We start from the raw sequence: 21,435 nt of genomic DNA, 5'->3' as shown, positions 1-21,435 counted from the left end.
TAAGCAAATAAATATACTAATGCTCAGGTGAAGAAGTCTCTTCATCCTCTTGTTCCTTCTGTAAATCAGAGGTCATTTCATCTACAACTTTATTTAAATCTATGATACCACGAATACGTTCTCCAACCCTAGAAACACCTGCTAAAATTTTATATTCAGCTGGGAAAAAGTTTTGTGGAATGGACTCAACCTCAGTTTGTTGCAATCGCACAAATTCGGTTATGTCATCTACTATAACTCCAAAACCTCCATAATCACATTGCAATATGATCACTCGAGTGGTTGATGCTGCCTTCCCTCTTTCAAACTTAAGAAATCTTCTTAAGTTTAATACAGGCATAATTTCACCACGCAATGCAATTATTCCTTCGACTAAGAAAGTCGCCTTTGGAACAAACGTAATTGTTGTGAGCATTATGATTTCACGCACAAGCGACATAGGGAGTAAAAACTCTTCGGTGTGTAATTTAAATCCGATGTGTTGAATGCCTGGAGTTTGAATTGCGCCTTCATCGGTTACATCATTTATATAATGATTATTGGATGTGTCATCTTGATAAGGTAACTGAACTTGTGACGCATCTCCTCCTGATGCATGAATATTTTTAATTCGATAATGCAGCACGATTTGAGTACCCCATTTTTGTTTGTGAAAAATCGTCTATTATTTCTCCAACATCAAGAACCAATGCAACACGCCCGTTGCCTAAAACACATCCTCCTGCGACACCCCTTCTTTTTCCCATCAATTGTCCCAATGATTTAATTACAATTTCCTGTTGCCCTTGCAATTGATCTACAATGACCCCCACTCTTTTTTCTCCAACTCCTACAACAACAAAAATGATGCGTGGCTTTGTATGGCGCGCTCGAAATGATGTAGAATTTGGCAGTGAAGGTGTTTTCGGTGGTGCATTTTCAACTTTCTTTTCACTTTTTTCCACAGGATTTCCTGCATTGTCTTTTTCTGGTTTTACTTCTTCTTCATCATGATGTTTAATTCTTTGAATATCAGAAACAGAGTACCAAAGTAACTCAGCCATCATTTGAAGTTCAAAAACATCTGTTAATCGTAATAATGGCAGCACACGATCTCTTAACTTAACAAAATCAGCTGTTCCCATTTTTTGTACATCTTCCGGTCTAATACGAATACTTTCAATCACATTTACGAGTGGTATAGCATAACTTTCTCCTCGTGTTTCAACCATAAGGCTTGGAATAATTGCTAGAGTTAATGGAAGCTTTATTGTTGTAGTTGTTCCTTTACCGATTTCACTATCAAGCTCAATTATTCCTTTTAATTTAACGATACTCTTTTTTACAACATCCATACCCACGCCACGACCGGAAATATTTGTAATTTTTTCGGCTGTAGAAAATCCTGGCTCAAAAATTAAATTGAACGTTTCTTTATTTGTAAGATGATCTGTTTCTTTAATGAGCCCTCTCTCAACGGCTTTGCTTCTTAATTTTTCAACTTGCAAACCTTTGCCATCATCTTGAATGGTAATAACAATCATATTACCATCTTGACTGGCTTTTAAATGAATATTTCCTTTTCTTGATTTTCCGATCTTTTCACGATCATCCGGTAATTCAACGCCGTGATCCACACTATTACGTATTAAGTGCACCAATGGATCACCAATTTCTTCCACAAGCGTTTTGTCGAGCTCGGTTTCACCACCAATAATATGCAGATCTATTTCTTTACCAATTTGTCTACATAAATCACGTACAACTCGAGTAAATTTATAAAATGCATTCCCCACAGGTACCATTCGAATTTTCATTATAATGCTTTGCACTTCATTCATATGACGACCGAACAGCAAAACACTTTCACTCATGGAATGACCGAGCTCACTATTTCCATTTCCTCTTAATTCTTCTTCTATTCTGGCGAAACGGGTTCTATCAATTACAAGTTCACCCACTAAATTAACAAGACTGTCGAGCCTTTTTAAGTCGACACGAATCGTACCGCCTGCTTCGCTAGCCTCACCTTTTTTTTCTTCTGCTTTTTTCTTCTCTCCTGCAGGCTTAGCCGCCGCAGGAGCTGGAACGGCAACTGGTGGAGCGGCGACGGGTGCAGCTACAGGAGAAGGAGAAGCGGCTGCAGCAGGCGGAGCAGCGGCGGGTGGGGGTGTTGCCGCAGCAGCTGCTGCGGGTGCCGCGCCTGCACCTACTTTTGAAACAGCCAAACGAATTTTTTCTAGAGCATCATTAATCGGTTGTTCGGATGATTTATTTGCTTTTACCGCTTCAAACATACTACGAATGCGATCAAGTCCAAAGAAAAGTCCATCCATCAATGCAGGTGTTACTTTAAGATTTCCCTTGCGAATGCTATCAAAAAGGTTCTCCATTTTATGAGTCACCTTTTCAATTGCACGGAAACCAAACATTCCTGAGGTTCCCTTAATTGTATGAGCATTTCTAAATATATTTTCTACTGATTCTTTACTTTCTGGATTGCCTTCCAGATCAAGCATTGCTTGGCTTAAATTCTCAAGAAGATCATCTGCATTTGAAAGGAAATCTTGTAACATTTCTGGGTCAAGATCAGGAACATCAACTGCATTTGCACCTGACAAATTTTTCGTGTCAAAATCTTCAGGGCCTTCATCATCCTCTCCTCCATGCCCCCCTGCCGCAGGAGCGGAAGCAGCGGCTGGCGGAGAAGCTCCCGCGGCTGAACTTGCTGAAGCCACTGCAGCTGGGGCAGGAGCCCCCCCTCCTGAAAAAACAAGAGTGTTCCAAGGGGCTCCCAAAATACTTAAACAATTAGGTTCTTTTGCAAGCTTTTTAACTTCGGCTTCGACAACTCCTTTTAATGTACCCTCATCCAAATCTGCTACAAAAATAATCAATGAACCTTGAGCAGAATGCTTTATTAAAATGGAATCACCAACACGCGAGATATTATCAACGTGTTTTCCTGCCCTAATTTCATCAAGATTTTTATAAACATCTGCAGCTAAAACAACTGAAAATAAACCCTCTACACGGGTTTTAAATTTTTCAAACGCAGCATTTTCTTCAGGTGTTAAGGCAAGAGTATCACCTTCTGCTGGAGCAGCGGCTGGAGGCGCATCCGCTAGAGCAGGAACAGCAGCTGGTGCAGACGGAGCTCCCCCATTTTTAACTTCTTCAAATTTATGATGAAACTCCCTTGCAACCCTTTCAGCTTCCATTAAAACATCAGGGTCAATGGGCTTAGGAAATGATTTAAAAACTTGCTCAAAGACATTTTGCGCGTCAGACACAAGTTCAATAATTTCTTTTACAAGCTTTACTTTTTCTGAACGAACAAGTTCGATATAATCTTCTACAGCATGGGCAGTGGCAACCATTTCATTTAGGTTTGCCATTTGCGAAAGACCTTTTAGAGTGTGCAATGTTCTAAAAAGTTCTTGGCTTTCTTCTAAGGGAACTTCTTCATTAGCAATAAGATGCTCTTGAAAGCCTTGACAAAGTACTGCTAAGCGCTCTACGAGCTCTGTTGCTTCGTTCTTTAATTCTTCTGCAAGTCCATTATCTGAAGATGCATCGTCAGGTGCTTGGATAAAAACAGTCTTGTTGCCGTAGAACACATTGGCCCCCGTATGTATACCATATTTGGGCATATTCGTTTTATGCCATATATTCGTATTTTAAACGCATTATATGTATATGCATTTTTTAGAGTTAGGGATTTGGCGGTAAATTATGACAAAGAAAAAAAGTGAACAAATAATTCTAGCAAGTGCCTCGCCACGTCGCAAAGAAATGTTACAAGCAAGTGGAATTCCATTTTATATTGTCATTGCAGATATAGAGGAAAAGCCTTTAGAAAATGAAGGGGGACACGCTTATGTACAACGTAATGCACGAGAAAAAGCAATCGCAATATGCGAAAAAACTTTAAGTCAAGAATTTGTATTAAGTGCAGATACAATTGTTGTTACAAACGATGATAAAATTCTTGAAAAACCACAAAATCCAGAGCATGCAAAAAAAATGTTGCAATCACTTTCTGGAAACACACACCTTGTTTTAAGCGGATATTCTTTATTTCAAAATAAAAAAGAAATAATAGCCCGAGTCATAGAGACATCTGTGACTTTCAGAAAACTAAGCGACAGAGAAATTGATGCTTATATTAAAACAGGTGAACCCTTTGATAAAGCAGGATCCTATGGCATTCAAGGTCGTGCTATGGGTTTTATTGAAAAAATAGAAGGGAGTTATACAAATGTTATGGGACTTCCATTGAGTCAAGTGCTTCTCGATCTTAAAAATTATGCCGGTATAGAAACATACACACAAAAAGAAGCATAATAATAAAAAAGAGTTTAAAATGGAAAACAAGATCAAAAAAAATATTAGTGAAATTCAAGATCAAATTAATTTTTTTGCAAAAAAATACCAAAGGGATTCGAAAGAAATAAATCTTATTGCTGTTAGTAAATACCACACAACTGAGAGCATAAAGGCAGCATATGAATGCGGAATTGAAAACTTTGGGGAAAACTATATTCAAGAATGGCAGAAAAAACATACTGCACTCAATAATTTACCAAACATAAAATGGCATCTTATTGGACATATTCAATCGAATAAAGCAAAATATATCAATTCAAATATTCACTGTATTCATTCAATAGATAAATTAAATTTAGCTAAAGAAATCGAAAAAAAATCGAATATTGATTCTAATTTAAAAATCAAAGCCCTTGTTCAACTCCAAATAGATAAAAATGATAAAAATAAATCAGGCATTTCTTTTGAAAATGCAAAGGAACTTTGTTCGTATATTGTTCAATCAAAAAAAATGAAATTTGCCGGCTTTATGGGAATTGGTCCTGAAGAAACCAACAAAGATTATTTAAGAAAATCATATGAAGTATTTGCAAAAAATTCTGAAAGTCTTTGGCAATCCTGTGCAGATAATTCCAAAGAAAAATATATCTTATCTTTAGGTATGAGTTCTGATTATGAAATAGCCATTGAGCATGGCAGCACACTTCTTCGTATTGGTACAGCGATATTTGGAAAAAAAAAGTAATTCATTTTTAATCTCACCTTAATAATGCCTTTTTATTATTTTAATTTTTTAAAATTTCTGGTATTAAAATTTAATAAGAAAAGTTTTTGACATTCGTACATCTTAAAAAAAGGAGATTATTTTGAATTATTTACAAAATAATTATAATATCAATAATAGTTTATTAGATTATAAATCAGAATGCGAAAAAATCAATGCCATCAGACAAAAACTTTCTCATATTATACAAAATCCTATGCATTCTCAACAAATAGCATTTGAAAGAATTAAATCACAAATTGCAGATACTGAAATTAGTAAAGAATTTAAATTAGAGAAAATAAGTAACGTAAGTGAATTTATAAAAAAAATACCAATACATGAGTTCAATTTTTTTGAGCCATATATAAAAAAAACAATTGAAGGAAATTTTGGACAAATGTTTAGAGGACGTCCTGAATGCTATTTAACATCTTCTGCGACTACAGGAACAAGTAAAATAATTCCTTGCAGTAAAGAAATGCTAGATATATTTAAAACATTTCAACTTGAACTCATTTCCATTATGTCAAGATGCTCTTCTAAAATTTCAATGAGTTCAATAAATATTTCTTTGGGAGCAAAACCTTTTTTAAGAAATATCGATGACATTCCACAAGGATATTTAAGTGGGATTATTGGAATCAGTCCACCTGAAGAATTAAAAAAAGGAAGATTTCCATCTGCAAAGACGTTTATGATCGACGATTATAGTGAACGTTCTTTACAAATTTATAATGAAACAAAAAATAAAGATGTACAGATTATTTTTGGGCTCCCTTGTCATATCCTGAATCTCGTTCATGATATTTTAAATATCAGCGGAAAGCAGACGTTGAAGGAAATTTGGCCTAATTTAAGCGCCATTGGATATTCGGGTACGCCAATAGAAAATTACGAGCAAGCTTTATTTACAGCAATCGGTGACAAAGTGACCTGCGTGGGAGCATATGCTGCTACAGAAGGCCCCATGGGCTACGAGTTTCCAGAACTTTCAGACGGCAGTCATACTTTTATTCCTACTCCAGAACACGTTGTCTTTTCTTTTATCAACGCCGATCATCCAAATTCAACGCCTTTAGCATTAAATGAATTACAGGAGGGTGGCGAATACAATGTGAATATATCCAATCTGTGTGGTCTCATACAGTACTCTATGAAAGACACAATTAAGGTCATTCATGTTAAGCCAAACTTAACTTTTAAAGTACTTGGTAGAAAAGATGCTGTGCTCAATATTGCATCTGAAAAAGTTTCACAAAATTCTATATTACAGGTCATATCCAATTTACAAAATAAATTAAACCGCGTCATTGATCATTTCTTTGTATATCCAAAAATATTTGATCAAAAACCCCGCTATGAATGGATTCTCTGCTCCGATAATTTAAAAAATATAACACATGTTCAATTGCAAAATTTGTTAGATGAGTTAATGATGGAAGCTTCACAAAATTATAAGAATAAAAGACTTGAGAGTGGGGCCATACAATCTCCTTCCGTTCGAATTGTTCCTGCATTTTTAACTAAGCAATATTTTTTGCAAGGAAGTGGCCAAGGGCAATTCAAAATGAAAAATGCATTTGCTAATAAAAACGATTTTGATGCATTTTGGAAAGAAAAAATTCCGAATCTAGAAAAATATTTAGAAAATATATTTTAAATAATTAAATTGTAAGAAATTTAACACAAAATCAATTCTTAAAAATAACTATTTAATGCTGCCTTGTATTTTCAATTTCTTCATATGGAATAGGAATATGATAACTGTTTTTATCAACTGAAATTCTTACCATTTCTCCATTATCAATCCGAATAATATCAGGACATAATTGCAATAATGGCGATTTTGAATCAGTTGAAATCAAAATAGTGGCATCTAGAAACTCGCGCTCAATTAAATCAATTATTCGCAATTCAATTTCTTCTGGAATAGATAAGTTATCCAGTAATAATACTTTATTTGCATGCAGCAATGCTTTTGCAAAAGATAAAAGTATAAGTTCTCCTGACCAAATAAACTGATTGGGAAACTCTTCTATTTTTGAGTTTAAACCATTGCGTAATATTGCAACTGGTTGCGCAATGCCCACTCTATTTAATACCGTCCAAATTTCTGAATCATCAAAATATTCGAATGGATCAAGATTTTCCCGTACGCTTAAAAATGGAAAAAATGAATTTAGAGAAATATAAGCAAAACGATTTCTTAATTCTATAGGATTTATTCTAAGAATATCTTCATCATCTAAAAAAACTGTTCCAGATTGAAAAGGCACAAATAGTAAGAGTGAAGCAAAGAACGGAGATATTTTATTCGTATCTGACTCTTCAACAATTGCAAAGCGTTTGCCATGGGCAATAAAAAGATCTAAATTTCTCAAATATTTTGGAAATTCTTCAGTCCCTTGAGTTGTCAATGACATAATACGAAGAGATCCTTTTTGAGGCCAATATTCAGAAGTTGAATAATGTAAATCTTCATTGGCTTCATGCAAAAGTGAAGTACGCATTAAGTTTTCAAAATGTGGTAAACAAAGCATGAATGAATTTAATTCAGTTGAAATATTAAAAATAGCCTGAAAAAAGAAAATAGTTGCAATAACAGATAGTGTAACACTTCCAGCAGAAACAGTATCATAATAAGCAACAAAATATGCTAATGAAATCGCAATTAAAATACAAAAGAAAATTGAGACAAATTGAATGAAAAGAGAAATAATTTTGTCTTTTTCAGCTGAAATTTTTTGTGAAATTTCTATTTTTTCTTTTAACTTTCTTAAAACAAAGTTTCGCAGAGAAAAAGAATGTGCTTGCGTGAAGAGTTCAAAGTAATTTTTTGATGATTTAAAAAGCAAAGAAAATTCTGATTTTATTTTTACTTGAGCATGAAAAAACTTCGCTTTATAAAAAAGAATAAAGACTGAGATAAAAGCAATCATAGCTATGACAAGAAAAAGAGCAGATAAATTTGTAATTGAAAGCAAAAAACAACCTGCGATAAAAAATGAGCTACGAACTAATAAAGATGTAAAATTTGCAAAAAGCTTTTCTTTGACTTGAGAAAACTCTTCAAGATAATGTGCTGTATAAGCTAAATCATGTTTGTGATCTTTAATTAAAACATCATATACTTTCTTTTCGAGTGATGAACCTAATATCATATTTATAGTTGCATTCTTGAAATGAAAATAGAAAAAACTTGTTAAAGCAAGCAAAGAAAAAGAACAAAATAAGGAAACCTGCCAAATATGAGTTAATCTTTCTTGAAAGTATTCTGAAAACAATACAAAAAAAGCAGTGCATAGAAATAATTGGGACAAAAGCGCTAACCCAAAACTTGGTAAAGCTCTTCTATCTTTAAAATAAAATTTAATAAAATATTTTAAGGAATCGAAAATAGAGCGAAAATATTTATTTTCGCCTATATGACCTTCACGGGATCGATTGTCTTCAACTGCAGTGTCAATTAAAGGAGAAATGGTATTTTGTAATCTTTTACCTTGATAATTTTGAGAAAATTCAAACCTTCTGGAATCTGCACTAGAATAATAAAGTCGAGCATAAGTACCTGAACGTTCTACGAGTGTCTTATGTGAGCCTTGCTCAACAATTAAACCGTCTTTCATAACTAAAATATGATGACACAATGAAGCAAATTCGAGTTTTTCAGTTGCAAAAATACGGATAGAAGAAGAAAGCTGTTTTTGCAAAGCTTCATTGAAAATATGTGAAGCATCTTCCTTGGAGAGTTCGTGAAAGGGTTTATCAAAAAAGTAATAATCTGCTTTTCCATAAATAGTACGAGCTAGACAAACTTTTTTTACAAAATTCACCGAAAATTTTTCATTTAAAAGTTCAACTGTCGTTTCATCCCCATCCACAAGTGCGTTCATTTCTTCTTCAAGTGCACAGGAACGAATTGTTTCAATATAACGTCGACCATCAAACTCACGATTTAAAATAATATTTTCTCTAAGAGTGCCCTCAAATAATTGAAAGTTCCTTGATATAATTTCAAAATTATTTGAAAAAATTGCTTCTCCACTCACCAAATTAAGCTCACCAGCACAGGCACTGAGCAGATCAGACTTACCTGAACCAGATTGGCCAACAACTGCAATGAGCATTCCAGGTTTAGTCTCAAAAGATAAATTATAAAGACACAATCCGCTCGAAGAAAAGAAAGAGGCTTTGTTAAAAATAAGTTGAGCTGCAGAGTGTGTTTTACTTTTTGTATTAATTAAAATATTACTAAACTCTTCACTCCACTCCTCTTGATTTGAAACATTTTTTACTTGAGCTTGTTTTGCAAGACTAATATGAGACTTAAATTGGTTATAATTTGTCTTCCATGTCTTACTTTTCGAGAAAAGATAAATAATGTTTGAGTAAAAATGAGCAACTAATATAAAAAGAATAACAAGCTCTGTTAGGCTTGCAATGGATGCATTTTTATTAATGACGACAAAAGCCACTACACTTGGAATTAATATTATAAAACCAGAAGTATAAATAATAACCCGAGACAATGCGATATTATTTAGGATATTTTTTGTGATTTTATGAGCATAATCTTGCGATAAATTTATTTTTCTAAGAAAAAAAGATTCCATTGCTAAATAACGGACTCGATTTCCAAAAGTAAATATTTTTTTTAGAAGTTGACTTCTAAATTGAGAAAGAGCATATATTTTTTGAAATTTTTTTGTAAGAAAAAATTCGTTTTTAAATTGAAAAATAAAAACGATCAACAACAAAAACAACGGAATAAAAAAGGATTGTCCCATTGTTTTATAAATAAAATAATAAGAAATAATCAAAGCCGGAAAAGAAAATAAATTTGTTAATATTTTAGGAAATTCTATACATTTATCAATAATTTTTTGTTCATTCTCTTCAGTAAAATTTTTATAAAGAAAATGATTACTATTTTTCTGCGACTCCTGACATAGCTTAGCCATTATATACCAAGAATGATATTTAATAGTTCTAACCCAGTTTAATAAATATTTATTTTTAAAGTATATAATAAAAATAAATAATATAACAAACGAAAGCAAATAGAGTGAAGCAGAAAACAATCGAGCCTGTACAATTGGAGAAGTGGATCTTAAAAAGAATTTCAAATAGAAATCAATTGCTAAAGGAAAACACAAAATAAAAGAAAGAAATAAAATTTGTAAAATTGAAAGAAATAAAATTTGTCTTCTATAAGAATAAAAAAATAACCACCATAAAGTTTTTTTATCGTTTTCTATTTTTCTAAATAAAACTTCAGGCGAATCTAAATTTTTTGAAAAAATAAAATCTTTTACTATTACAAACCAAGAGTTTTTTTTATGAAATCCAGACATATCAGTATTTCAACCTTTTCGTTGTTAGCAAAAAAATAGTAATAAGAAAGTATAACACAACAGCTATTACATTTGCAGGACCAGACATCCACCAATAACCAGATTCTATAACAAAATGAGATGCAATAACATAATAGACTATATTTTGTGTTGAAGCTGCAAGCAATACGGAGATAAGAGATCTATTTGCTTTATTTATTTGCAAATTAGTTTTATCTTCAGAAAGAGAAAGCCAAAAATAAAAAGCAGATAATGAAATTTGTAGAAAAAACCAACAAATTATATATCTAATATTTTGGGGTCCTCCCCCTATATAACCAAACCACAAAAAAGGTAACAAAATAAGAAATTGAACTAGCCCAGCGATAAACCAAGGGAGTGGTATTGAGGCGCGTTTACACACTTCAATAAAAAAGCCTCTCAATGCAATTTCGATTCCAACCGAAATCATAAAACAAAAGATCACGACAGGAAACCAACTCGAAAAAAGGAGAAATAAAGCAGAAGCTACATGATCACCAGCCATTGCCATTGCTAAACTTGGTTCTTCAATGCTCAAAGTAAGCATGTATTGGCTTAAATAGAGAGCAATGGAGGCCACAAGGGATGGAATGAGTAAGCTCCACATTACTTTTTTACTTTTTTGTGGTAAAATTATAAATACATTCATCGGTAATTTAAATGCTACACATATTGAAATACTTATTAAAAAAGGTATCCAAGAAATAATTAAAAATTTTGCTAATATTAAATAATTTTTTGCAAAAATAGCATTAAATAAAAATTGAATAAACCAAGTTATACTAATTGAAGTAACAACAAAAAGAATACTTGCGATTAAATATTTATCTTTTTTTCTTTGCCATTCTGTCTTTATAATCTGCTGTGAATTTTTCAATGCCTTTATCCTGAAATTCTTTTAAAATTTTCTTTTCTGCAAGTAAATCTAGTTCATCTGTTGCCAATGCAGCCTGAAAACAACTTAATGCACTGGCAATATTACCATCACGATAATAAGCCATCCCAAGATTAAAATAAACATGTCCTTTAAATTTATCAAATAATTGCAAAGCATTTTCATAGAATAAAATAGCTTCCTTGACTTTTCCACTCCGAACCAAAGCAACACCTTTATTGTTATAAAAACTAGCAAGAGTGCGGCTCTCAAAATTACCTTCAATTTTTTCAAAAAAAGATTTTGCTTGCTCATAATTTCCATTAACTGAATTTGATTTTGTCATGCCAATCAATGCATCTTTATTTGTAGAATCATTTTCCAAAACTTCTCCATATTTTTCTTCAGCTCCATCAATATTATCGAGTCCCAAAAGAGCGTCACCCACCATAACCTTATGACTTAAATTTTTTGGACTTTTATCTTCTAATTTCTGAAAGATAATCAATGCTTCGTCAAAACGACCCACCAAACAAAGTGCTTTGCCCAAAGTACTTAATGATTTTAAATTATCTTCAGCAGGATTTTCCTGCTTATTTTTAAAGAAATTTTTTAAAAACTCAACCGCTTCACCATACTGCTTTTTTAAAATTCTTATTTCCCCGCCTAAATAAACAAAACGAGGATTTTTGCTTATTTCATCTTCAATTCCTGGAGTTTTTAATAATTCATCGCATTCTTGTATTTTTTCTTCGCTTATTAGATGACTTAACTCTTTTAATTTTGAGTTTATAGGCTTATTTTTATTATATTTTGATCTTACAAGTTCCATTGTTTTTAAATAATCGTTCGCATTGACTGGTTTTATAATACTGTAATGAACATCAACTTCAACCATTAAAAATGAATCATCCTGACTTAAAGCTTGTGAGCACACAACAAATTCAATATGATCATATAGAGGATCTCTTCTTAGTTTTTGTACAAAAACGGAACCTGAAACATCTACCATTGACCAATCAAACACAACTACATGAATCGCATTTGATTCTTTTGCTAAAATATCAAGAGCTTCTTTTGCAGTAGCTGCATTTTTTACATCAAAATTACCGCTTTTTGTTAAGATACCCATAAAAAAAGTACGCAAATCGGCTTTTTCTTCGACAATAAGAACACAAATTTTTCCTCCCCCTGTATTTGTGTTCGCATCAGCCATTTTTCACTCCAAAAAACCAAATTATTACCTATCCTTAGAGCATAGAACGTATCGGAAAAGATTAAAAAAACTCTAGAGGAAAGAGTAGGGATCCACATCAAGACGTAAAACTTGGCGAGAAAGCTCTTTATCTGAAAACACCTCTTCCGGAAATAAACGAGCAGGGTGAAGATTTTTAACAGAGCTCAAACAGAGTTGCACTCGATATTCATCTTTCAATTTTTCTAGTGCTGCTAAATAGGGTCCAGACAAACGCACTTCATTTTCAGTATATTTATTTTCCTGCCAAAATTTAACAAGAAAAGCTTTAAGTTTATTAGCTAAATAAAAAGCATTATCCTTATTTTTATGGCGAAATTCACATAGTATTTGCCTCGAATAGGGAGGATGAAAGCCAAGACGACGCATTTGTAATTCGCGCTGCCAAAAAGCCTCTAGATCGTGATTAAGAGACATTTCGATCACAGGATGGCCTAAAACAAGCGACTGCAATACGACTTTGCCTGATTTATTTCCTCGTCCTGCTCGCCCCATTGCTTGGGTTAACAACTGAAATGTCCTCTCAGCTGCTCTATAATCTGGAAGGAAAAGAGCATCCTCAACATGCAAAATAACAACCAACGTTACTTTAGGAAAGTCATGCCCCTTCGCAAGCATTTGAGTCCCTACAAGACAGTCCGTTTTACCAACTCTAAAATCATCAATAATTTCAGTAATTCTGCTATTACTCGTCATCACATCCCGATCAAGACGGGCAATTTTTAAGTCTGGAATAAGCTGCGTGAGTCTTTCTTCTATATTTTGTGTGCCTATACCATGATCCAGAAAATGAGTGCTGTGACAACTTGCACAGGATTTTCTGCGTTGAATTTTAAAATCGCAATAATGACAAATTTCAAGATTCCCACTATTATGTAACGTTGTCGTAACAGAACAGTGCGGACAACTTAAAGGAGTGGAACACTGTGCACAGATCGCAAAATTCACATAACCTCTACGATTTATAATAACAATACTTTGCTCACCTTGCTCTTTATTTTCTTTAATAAAGTCACAAACAGCTTGTGAAATTGCATTTTCTTGAAAGGAAATTTGAGTTGAACGAGTTGTATAATTTAATTTTTTTTGTGAATAATTTAAAAATAAATTTTTTTTGCTATCAATAATTAAACTATCAACTCGACTTCCTGAGAATTTATTTTTAATACTAAGATATTTATATTTTAAATTTTTAACGTTGTACATACTCTCTATAGAAGGTGTTGCAGATCCTAAAAGACACATAGCATTTTCTTTTTTAGCTCTAACCACAGCAACATCACGAGCATGATAAACAGGAAAGTCATGAGATTTATAGCTCCCATCATGCTCTTCATCTACAATGATAAGTCCAATATTTTCAAGAGAACAAAAAACAGCTGTGCGCACACCTAAGACAATTTTTGCTTGACCATTCTGAATACGAAACCACTCTCTCTCATATTCAACCTTTGTTAAACCCGAGTGAAGTATAGCTAAGTCTCCTTTAAATACTGAGCGAAATCTTGCGCTCATTTGAGGAGTTAAGACAATTTCAGGCACAAGCATGAGGACATTCTTATTTAATTGATTTATTTTTTGCGCTATTTTTAAATAAACCTCTGTTTTTCCTGAACCCGTTACCCCATGCAAAACAATAGTAGAGTTTAAATTTTCTAATAACTCATTATAAATGGCTGATTGTTCTTCATTCAATATTATTTCTGAACGTTCTTCGAGATGAATTTCGCCCTTTATTTTGTGAGTATTTTCTTTAGATTTATTCTCTGAGTTATTAAAAATAAATTTTGCTATTCTTTTTTCTAAGGCCTGATGTTTTGCTACATCCCAAATGAAACTTGGGGCAACAAGGGATATAATTTTTTCTAATGAAGATAAATAATAATCAGCAGTCCATTGTAATACCAATAATAAATTTTCTGAAAGATTTCTTGTAAAAGGAATAATACTTAAAATATTTTGACAATTAAACTCTGGTTTAAGGCAAAAACCTATGAAAACTCCTACGTGTTTTTTAACAATTTTTCCCTTCCTTAATGGAAGTAGGCAAAATGATCCTTTTTTCATTTGAGAAAATTCATTTGGAATAGAATAAGTCAACAACAACCCTGTCTGAGCAACAACTAAAAATCTTCCAAATTTATTTTCACATTCTAAATTCATCATTTCTCAATCTCGATTTTGACATAAGAAACAAAACAAGGATAACTATTCCTTCATACACATTGGGCAATCACAAAGATTTTCCCATTCCCACTGGAGACAATATGAACCAACCACGCTATGCCTTTTTCGATTTTGATGGCACACTCATAAGCCAAGACTCTTTCCTGACACTTTTACGCAAAGGTCTCAAGGGCGCGCCTTGGAGAATTTTTCTTTTGCTTTTTGTAAGCCCCACTCTTTTACTCACCTTCTTGCTAAAGCTCGATAAAACCAAAGCAAAATCAGCTCTACTTTGGAGTCTCACCTTTGGCAAAAGCAAAAGAAATTCTGTTCGTTTTTTACGCAACTCCATTGCATCAGAAAGTCAAAAGATATGGTTTAAAGAAGCAAATCAGACATTTCAAAAACTTAGAGATGAGGGGATTGAAATCGTAATTGTGACAGCTTCGGGCCAAACTTGGGTGCGCGCCATGCTTTCAGAACATAAACTTCAATTTAGAACAATCATAGGGACACGTCTCACTTTTTTTGCAGGAGGTGTGGTTCTCAATTCTAAAAATTGTTATCAAGAAGAAAAAATAAATAGAATACATGAAGCACTTGGAAAAGATTTTATTTGGCACAGTGCATGGAGCGATCACATTGCAGATCTCCCCATGCTCGTTCGCTCAAATAAAAGATATATTATTTGCCCCAAAGATAAACATTTATCGATTTTTACTAAAGAGTTAAATAAAAATTATACGCTTTTAAAGTGGAACTGTTAAATTAAATATAAATAAATTTTTAGTAAAGCATTGACAAAACTTCATGAGCTCATGAAACTAAAACAAATATGCTCACATCAGGAAGGAAAATTTTATGATTATTCGAAGTGCTAAAGTAGAAGATATTCCTCGTATTGCATATATTCATGTAAAGAGTTGGCAAACCACTTATAAAGGCATTCTCCCCAAAGAATACCTTGCAAATCTATCCGAAAAAAACAAGGAGCAAGAGTGGCAAAAATTAGGGTTAAATTATCCAAATGGGCAAGGAATAACTTGGGTTTTAGAAGATGAAGGCGAAGTCTTTGGTTTTGCCAATGCGGGTCCCCAACGGGATCCACCCATAGCAGGCCATGGTGAAGTGTATTGTATTTACATTTTAAAAGAATTTAGAAGAAAGGGAGGAGGTCAACTTTTAATTAAAGAAATTGTCAAATATTTTAAAACAAAAGGCTATCATTCTGCTTCAGCTCTTATTTTAAAAGAAAATCCTTTTACTGATTTTTATAAAAGAATTGGGGCGGAAGCAACTGAAGAAAGACCTTTTAAACTTGATGGAATGGATTTAATCCAAATACTTTATTTATGGAAGAATATAAAATAATTTTTTATTACCTAGGGTATGTTCTCAAATTTTCCCCCAAATGAAGCGACACCCCATTTAAACCATAGAAGCAAAGTTATTGTTACTTTTATCATAACGGGTCGCAATGCTTCTGAACTGTTTTAATCTAGCGAATAAATTTTCTATTAAATGACGAATTTTGTATACATGTATATCAAAACCATCATTTTTACTATCAATAAAATTTTTCTTTTTAGGAATAATTACTTGAATTTTTTTATTCGTTAATTTCTCTCTTACATTTTTATTGCTATATACACGATCTGCAATTAAATTTTCAGCATTGCTAACTTCGATAAGTTAATTTCCCATTCTACTATCGTGAACTTGTCCTTCACTTAAAATAAAGTCTATAGGGTTTCCATGTGAGTCTGCAATCATATGTATTTTACTTGAATTTCCACAAACAGCCCGACCAATGCATTCTTCCTTTTTGCATTTTGAATTTAAAGAATGCTGATGCGCTTTAACTATTGTTGAATCAATAAAATTCCATTCATTATCTAATTCGCCTCGAATTTTTAAAAATAATTACCGCCAAATTCCTAGTTTTGACCATTGATTAAATTTATTAAATACTGTTGAATATGAAGCAAACTCCGTTGGAAGATCTCTCCAAGGGCTCCTGTTCTTAACTTCCAAAAAACAGACTCCATAAAAATCCTAATTCTAATTGAAAAATAAATTTTAAAATCTTTAAGCAATGGAGCTAGCCTCGACCATATTGCATCTGTTATCATCAGCCTCAACTTTCCCTATTTCGTTAGACGTAGTAATTCAACTTTTGCGGGAAACATGCCAAAAATCAAGTGTTCTCCGATATTTGAGAACACACCCTAATTATAAAATTCTTAATCTTACAAAATGTTTAATCTTATATTAGATTATTCAACTTTATCCATACTAACACTCATTTTATTATCCAAAATTAAAAAGTCTAAGTATTTCACATTTTCTCTAACAAAAGAAGCACGGAGGTGACCTGAATCTTTATAAATTAATTTATTTTCAAATGAAATTGGACATTTTGAATCATTATCACAGAGATAATCTAAAGGATCAATAACTTGAGCACCCGCTTGAATCACAACATTTTTTAACCTTTTTACAAATGAATCATATGAATTTATAATTTCATCTTTATCAAGATTTGCAGAGTTTAAACTAAACTTTTCTCCAACTAAAGAGCGATTAATCATTTTATTCGGCTGAAGCCCATCTCCTCTTGGAATGTTAAGTATAACGTAAACAGATTTTTTTAAATCCACCAATTTTTTAACACTTAATTGGAATTCATTTAATACTTTATCAGATGCAATAGGTGATTTAGATAAATACTCAATAAAATTATCATTTTGATAATAAGCTTTTGTATTATTATCAAAATAACTTAACCATAAAGATCCAATCACCACTGTTTTTATTTCAGGATTTTCGGAAAATTTATAAGCATTATTGACAAAAGGATGGCATTCAGGCTTATTCAATACCCTTACATTTTTGATTGGCATACATCCATTTTTTGTAAAAAATATAGATTTTTTTTCAATATTTTTATTTTCACTTAAAAGTCTTTCAATTCTTGGAGCATATTGCTCCATATTAGAATCGCCCAAAAAAAGAATTTTTTCTTTATAATCTTTACTTTCATAAAAGTCTGTATCTAGAAATTTTCTTGGCTGTAAATTTTTTGTGGGAAAATTCCAATCATTTATTGCAATACTATACTCAGTCATTCCAAATTGATCTGAATAAGGTTTGATTATGCCTATATATCCACTTAATCCAATCAACCCTGCAAGTAACGAAACTGATAGCAATGTATATGCCGCAAATTTTTTATTGACTTTCTTAATCGGTTTTTCTAGGAAGTGATAGGTTATCATTGACAAAAATATTGTTAAAATCAAAACTATTATTAAACTGACAAGTGGGGGTTGATCTGAAAATAATAATTTATTATAAGTAATTAATGGCCAATGCCATAAATAAATTGGGTAACTGATCAGCCCTAAATAAACCACATATTGATTGGCTAAAAACACACGATTGATATAAGAATTCTGTCCAGAGTCAATAATCAAATATGAGCCAATAACAGGCAATAGAGCCCAAAAACCAGGGAATAACTTCCCACTATTTATAAAAATGAGTGATAAAATAATAAATGATAAACCTAAGAATGATTTAATATTGTTTATGATTTTTCTATCATCCCTCTTTTTATATAAAGAAATATATCCTAATAAACTACCAAATAAAATCTCCCAAAATCTCGTTACAGGCATTTTATAAGAAAAGTTTAAATTCTCTAATGAAAATAGAAAAAAGATATTGACTATAAAAGACAAAATTAAAAATAAAATAATAATTGTTAGTAAATATTTTTTAAATCTCCAGCATATAATTACAACAAATGGCCACACAAAATAAAATTGCTCTTCAACACCAAGTGACCATAGATTAAGAAGTGGTTTCAAGTATGAATTAAAATAATTTAAACCTTCCCTCCATTGTATTACATTTGATACAAAGCCAATACCACCTATAATATGTTTTCCAAGATTTTTAAATTCTCCATCTAATAAGAGAAGCCATCCTATTAAAAAAGTTGAAAGTAAAACTAAGATAAGAGCTGGAAATATCCGAACTATTCTTCTAAAATAAAAATCTAAAATACTAAAGGAGTTATTGTCTAAATTTTTGAATATGATAGTTGAAATTAAAAACCCTGAAATAACGAAAAAAATATCGACACCGATAAATCCCCCTGGATTTGCTTCAGGAAACAAGTGAAAAAATACAACTAAAATTACCGCGACTGCTCTCAAGCCATCTATATCTGAGCGGTAAACTATATTTTGATTCATTAATAATCCCTTTTTACTCATAATAATAATTTTGATAATTACTATTAAAAGCAGGCTTAACAAGATTTTTATATTTAATCAATTGCAAAGATTATTTTATGATCGTAATCTACACATAAATTCATTAAATAAAATATTAAAAATTTATAATATTTTATTTAATGATTAAGAAAAACTGATTAAAAACTAATATTATTCTGTGTTTAAAAAAGTAGATTCTAAAAGATTGCAGATAGCAAGGAAACTTGTCGCTTCCATTCTATAACCTTAATAAATTGTATTATTCTACTTTATTCATACTAACACTTGTTTTATTATCCAAAATTAAAAAGTCTAAGTACTTCACATTATCTCTAACAAAAGAAGCGCAGAGATGAGCAGAATCTTTATAAATTATTTTATTTTGAAATATACTTGGACAAATTGAATCTTTATCACAGAGATAATCTAAAGGATCAATAATTTGAGCACCCGCCTGAATTGCAACATTTTTAAGCCTTTTTAAAAATGAACCATGTGATTTTATAATATCATCTTTATCAAGATTTACAGGGTTTAAACTAAATTTTTCTCCAACTAAAGAACGATTAATCATTTTTACTGGCCTAAGCTCTTCTCCTCTTGGAATGTTAAGTATAACGTAAACAGATTTTTTTAGTCCTACTAATTCTTTAATACTCAATTGGAATTCATGCAATATTTTATCAGTTGCAATTGGAGATTTAGCTAAATATTCATTAAAAATTCCGTCAGCATAATATGCTTTTGTTTTATCTTTTAGATAACCTATCCACGAGGCTCCTATCACAACTGTTTTTATCTCAGGATCTTCAGAGAACTTATAGGCATCATTAACAAAAGAACGGCACCTCGGATTTTTATCTGTCATTACATTTTTGATTGGCATACATCCTTTTTTTGTAAAAAATATAGATTTTTTTTCAATATTTTTATTTTCAATTAAAAGTCTTTCAATTCTTGGAGCATATTGCTCTATATTAGAATCACCCAAAAAAAGAATTTTTTCTTTATAATCTTTACTTTCATAATAGTCTGTATCTAGAAATTTTCTTGGCTGTAAATTTTTTGTGGGAAAATCCCAATCATTCATTGCAATACTATACTCAGTCATTCCAAATTGATCTGAATAGGGTTTGATTATGCCTATATATCCACCTAATCCAATCAATCCTGCAAGTAACGAAACTGATAGCAATGTATATGCCGCAAATTTTTTATTAATTTTCTTAATTGGTTTTTCCAAAAAGTGATAAGTTATTATTGACAATAATACTGTTAAAATTAAAACTATTATTAAACTCATAAATGGAGGTTGATCTGAAAATAATAATTTATTATAAGAAATCAATGGCCAATGCCATAAATAAATTGGGTAACTGATCAGCCCTATATAAACTACATAGCGATTTGCTAAAAACACACGATTGATATAAGAATTCTGTCCAGAGTCAATAATCAAATATGTACCAATAACAGGCAATAGAGCCCAAAAACCAGGGAATAACTTATCACTATTTATAAAAATGAGTGATAAAATAATGAACGAAATACCTACAAATGATTTAATATTGTTTATAATTTCTCTATCATCTCTCTTTTTATATAAAGAAATATATCCTAATAAACTTCCAAATAAAATCTCCCAAAATCTTGTTACAGGCATTATATATGAAAAGTTTACTTTCTCTAATGAAAATAGAATAAAGATATTGGCTATAAAAGATAAAGCTAAAAATAAAATAATAATTCCTAATAAATATTTTTTAAATCTCCAGCATATAATTACAACAAATGGCCACACAAAATAAAATTGCTCTTCGACACCAAGTGACCATAGATTAAGCAAAGGTTTTAATTCTGAATCAAAATAATTTGTATATTCCTTCCATTGTATTACATTTGATACAAAGCCAAGACCACCTAAAATATGCTTTCCAAGATTTTTAAATTCTCCGTCTAATAAAATAAGCCATCCTATTAAAAGGGTTGAAAGTAAAACTAAGATAAGTGCAGGAAATATCCGTACTATTCTTCTAAAATAAAAATCTGAAACACTAAAGGACTTATTGTCTAAATTTTTGAATATGACAGTTGAAATTAAAAACCCTGAAATAACGAAAAATATATCGACACCGATAAATCCGCCTGGATTTGCTTCAGGAAACAAATGAAATAAGACAACTAAAATCACTGCTATTGCTCTCAATCCATCTATATCCGGACGGTAAACTATATTATTTCTCATTAATAATCCCTTTTTACTCTTAATAATAATTTTGATAATTATTATTAGAAGCAGGCTTAACAAGTTTTTTAAATTTAATCAATTGCAAAGAATATTTTATGATCGCAACCAACACTTCAATATAGTAAATAAAATGATACAATATTAAAAAATTCATAATATT

Annotated in this window: 15 protein-coding genes; 5 read left to right on the top strand and 10 right to left on the bottom strand. The window is 31.6% G+C overall.

The window, feature by feature from the left end:
- Window positions 1-16: 16 nt before the first annotated feature.
- Window positions 17-625 (bottom strand): chemotaxis protein CheW, encoded by a 609-nt coding sequence (locus GCL57_RS01430; RefSeq protein WP_152211475.1) that lies wholly within the window; start codon window positions 623-625, stop codon window positions 17-19.
- On the bottom strand, window positions 606-3,599 hold the full coding sequence (locus GCL57_RS01425; protein WP_161597536.1) for a chemotaxis protein CheA: 2,994 nt from the start codon (window positions 3,597-3,599) through the stop codon (window positions 606-608). Before GCL57_RS01425 ends, GCL57_RS01430 begins: the two co-directional genes overlap by 20 nt.
- Before the next feature lie 115 nt (window positions 3,600-3,714).
- Here GCL57_RS01425 and GCL57_RS01420 point away from each other — a divergent pair, with 115 nt between their 5' ends.
- The 3 genes from GCL57_RS01420 (at window position 3,715) to GCL57_RS01410 (ending at window position 6,734) form a co-directional block, all read left to right on the top strand.
- Window positions 3,715-4,326: a Maf family protein gene (locus GCL57_RS01420; RefSeq protein WP_152211473.1), complete on the top strand. Its 612-nt coding sequence runs from the start codon at window positions 3,715-3,717 to the stop codon at window positions 4,324-4,326.
- Window positions 4,327-4,345: 19 nt separating this feature from the next.
- On the top strand, window positions 4,346-5,053 hold the full coding sequence (locus GCL57_RS01415; protein ID WP_152211472.1) for a YggS family pyridoxal phosphate-dependent enzyme: 708 nt from the start codon (window positions 4,346-4,348) through the stop codon (window positions 5,051-5,053).
- A 121-nt stretch (window positions 5,054-5,174) separates the two neighbouring features.
- Window positions 5,175-6,734, top strand: a complete 1,560-nt coding sequence (locus GCL57_RS01410; protein WP_152211471.1) for a GH3 family acyl-acid amido synthetase — start codon at window positions 5,175-5,177, stop codon at window positions 6,732-6,734.
- Window positions 6,735-6,786: 52 nt separating this feature from the next.
- Here the strand turns inward: GCL57_RS01410 and GCL57_RS01405 are convergent, their stop codons facing one another.
- The 4 genes from GCL57_RS01405 to priA all read right to left on the bottom strand — a co-directional run bounded on the left by GCL57_RS01405 (window position 6,787) and on the right by priA (window position 14,741).
- Window positions 6,787-10,428, bottom strand: a complete 3,642-nt coding sequence (locus GCL57_RS01405; RefSeq protein ID WP_152211470.1) for an ATP-binding cassette domain-containing protein — start codon at window positions 10,426-10,428, stop codon at window positions 6,787-6,789.
- Window position 10,429: 1 nt separating this feature from the next.
- Complete coding sequence (locus GCL57_RS01400; protein WP_152211469.1) at window positions 10,430-11,326, bottom strand: hypothetical protein; 897 nt, start codon at window positions 11,324-11,326, stop codon at window positions 10,430-10,432.
- Complete coding sequence (locus GCL57_RS01395; protein ID WP_152211468.1) at window positions 11,274-12,539, bottom strand: tetratricopeptide repeat protein; 1,266 nt, start codon at window positions 12,537-12,539, stop codon at window positions 11,274-11,276. Before GCL57_RS01395 ends, GCL57_RS01400 begins: the two co-directional genes overlap by 53 nt.
- Before the next feature lie 72 nt (window positions 12,540-12,611).
- The gene (priA, locus tag GCL57_RS01390) at window positions 12,612-14,741 is read right to left on the bottom strand and encodes a replication restart helicase PriA (RefSeq protein WP_161597535.1); all 2,130 of its coding nucleotides are present in this window, start codon (window positions 14,739-14,741) and stop codon (window positions 12,612-12,614) included.
- Window positions 14,742-14,845: 104 nt separating this feature from the next.
- Here priA and GCL57_RS01385 point away from each other — a divergent pair, with 104 nt between their 5' ends.
- Both GCL57_RS01385 and GCL57_RS01380 read left to right on the top strand, forming a co-directional pair.
- Window positions 14,846-15,511: an HAD family hydrolase gene (locus GCL57_RS01385; protein ID WP_152211466.1), complete on the top strand. Its 666-nt coding sequence runs from the start codon at window positions 14,846-14,848 to the stop codon at window positions 15,509-15,511.
- Window positions 15,512-15,605: 94 nt separating this feature from the next.
- Window positions 15,606-16,115, top strand: a complete 510-nt coding sequence (locus tag GCL57_RS01380) for a GNAT family N-acetyltransferase (protein ID WP_152211465.1) — start codon at window positions 15,606-15,608, stop codon at window positions 16,113-16,115.
- 57 nt (window positions 16,116-16,172) lie between these two features.
- On the opposite strand, the gene GCL57_RS15160 is transcribed toward GCL57_RS01380, so the two are convergent.
- From GCL57_RS15160 to GCL57_RS01360, 4 genes are all read right to left on the bottom strand, one after another.
- Window positions 16,173-16,406, bottom strand: coding sequence for a transposase (locus tag GCL57_RS15160; protein ID WP_425483321.1), 234 nt, complete (start codon window positions 16,404-16,406; stop codon window positions 16,173-16,175).
- 261 nt (window positions 16,407-16,667) lie between these two features.
- On the bottom strand, window positions 16,668-16,778 hold the full coding sequence (locus GCL57_RS15155; protein ID WP_152211464.1) for a transposase: 111 nt from the start codon (window positions 16,776-16,778) through the stop codon (window positions 16,668-16,670).
- Between the two features lie 242 nt (window positions 16,779-17,020).
- Window positions 17,021-19,006: an acyltransferase family protein gene (locus GCL57_RS01365; RefSeq protein WP_161597534.1), complete on the bottom strand. Its 1,986-nt coding sequence runs from the start codon at window positions 19,004-19,006 to the stop codon at window positions 17,021-17,023.
- A 280-nt stretch (window positions 19,007-19,286) separates the two neighbouring features.
- Entirely contained in the window at window positions 19,287-21,272 is a 1,986-nt protein-coding gene (locus GCL57_RS01360; protein WP_152211462.1) for an acyltransferase family protein, read from the bottom strand.
- Between the last annotated feature and the right edge of the window lie 163 nt (window positions 21,273-21,435).

The organism is Fluviispira multicolorata, assembly GCF_009208585.1.
Lineage (GTDB): Bacteria > Bdellovibrionota_B > Oligoflexia > Silvanigrellales > Silvanigrellaceae > Silvanigrella > Silvanigrella multicolorata.
Note: the sequence above shows the minus strand (reverse complement) of the source record. Positions and strands in the feature narration are given on the sequence as shown.

Bases quoted from the DNA above. Each gene is read 5' to 3' on its own strand.
- GCL57_RS01420 (WP_152211473.1), top strand. From the start codon at position 3,715: ATGACAAAGAAAAAAAGTGAACAAATAATTCTAGCAAGTGCCTCGCCA.
- GCL57_RS01405 (WP_152211470.1), bottom strand. From the start codon at position 10,428: ATGTCTGGATTTCATAAAAAAAACTCTTGGTTTGTAATAGTAAAAGAT.
- GCL57_RS01365 (WP_161597534.1), bottom strand. From the start codon at position 19,006: ATGAATCAAAATATAGTTTACCGCTCAGATATAGATGGCTTGAGAGCA.
- GCL57_RS01415 (WP_152211472.1), top strand. From the start codon at position 4,346: ATGGAAAACAAGATCAAAAAAAATATTAGTGAAATTCAAGATCAAATT.
- GCL57_RS01395 (WP_152211468.1), bottom strand. From the start codon at position 12,539: ATGGCTGATGCGAACACAAATACAGGGGGAGGAAAAATTTGTGTTCTT.
- GCL57_RS01380 (WP_152211465.1), top strand. From the start codon at position 15,606: ATGATTATTCGAAGTGCTAAAGTAGAAGATATTCCTCGTATTGCATAT.
- GCL57_RS01385 (WP_152211466.1), top strand. From the start codon at position 14,846: ATGAACCAACCACGCTATGCCTTTTTCGATTTTGATGGCACACTCATA.
- GCL57_RS01360 (WP_152211462.1), bottom strand. From the start codon at position 21,272: ATGAGAAATAATATAGTTTACCGTCCGGATATAGATGGATTGAGAGCA.
- priA (WP_161597535.1), bottom strand. From the start codon at position 14,741: ATGAATTTAGAATGTGAAAATAAATTTGGAAGATTTTTAGTTGTTGCT.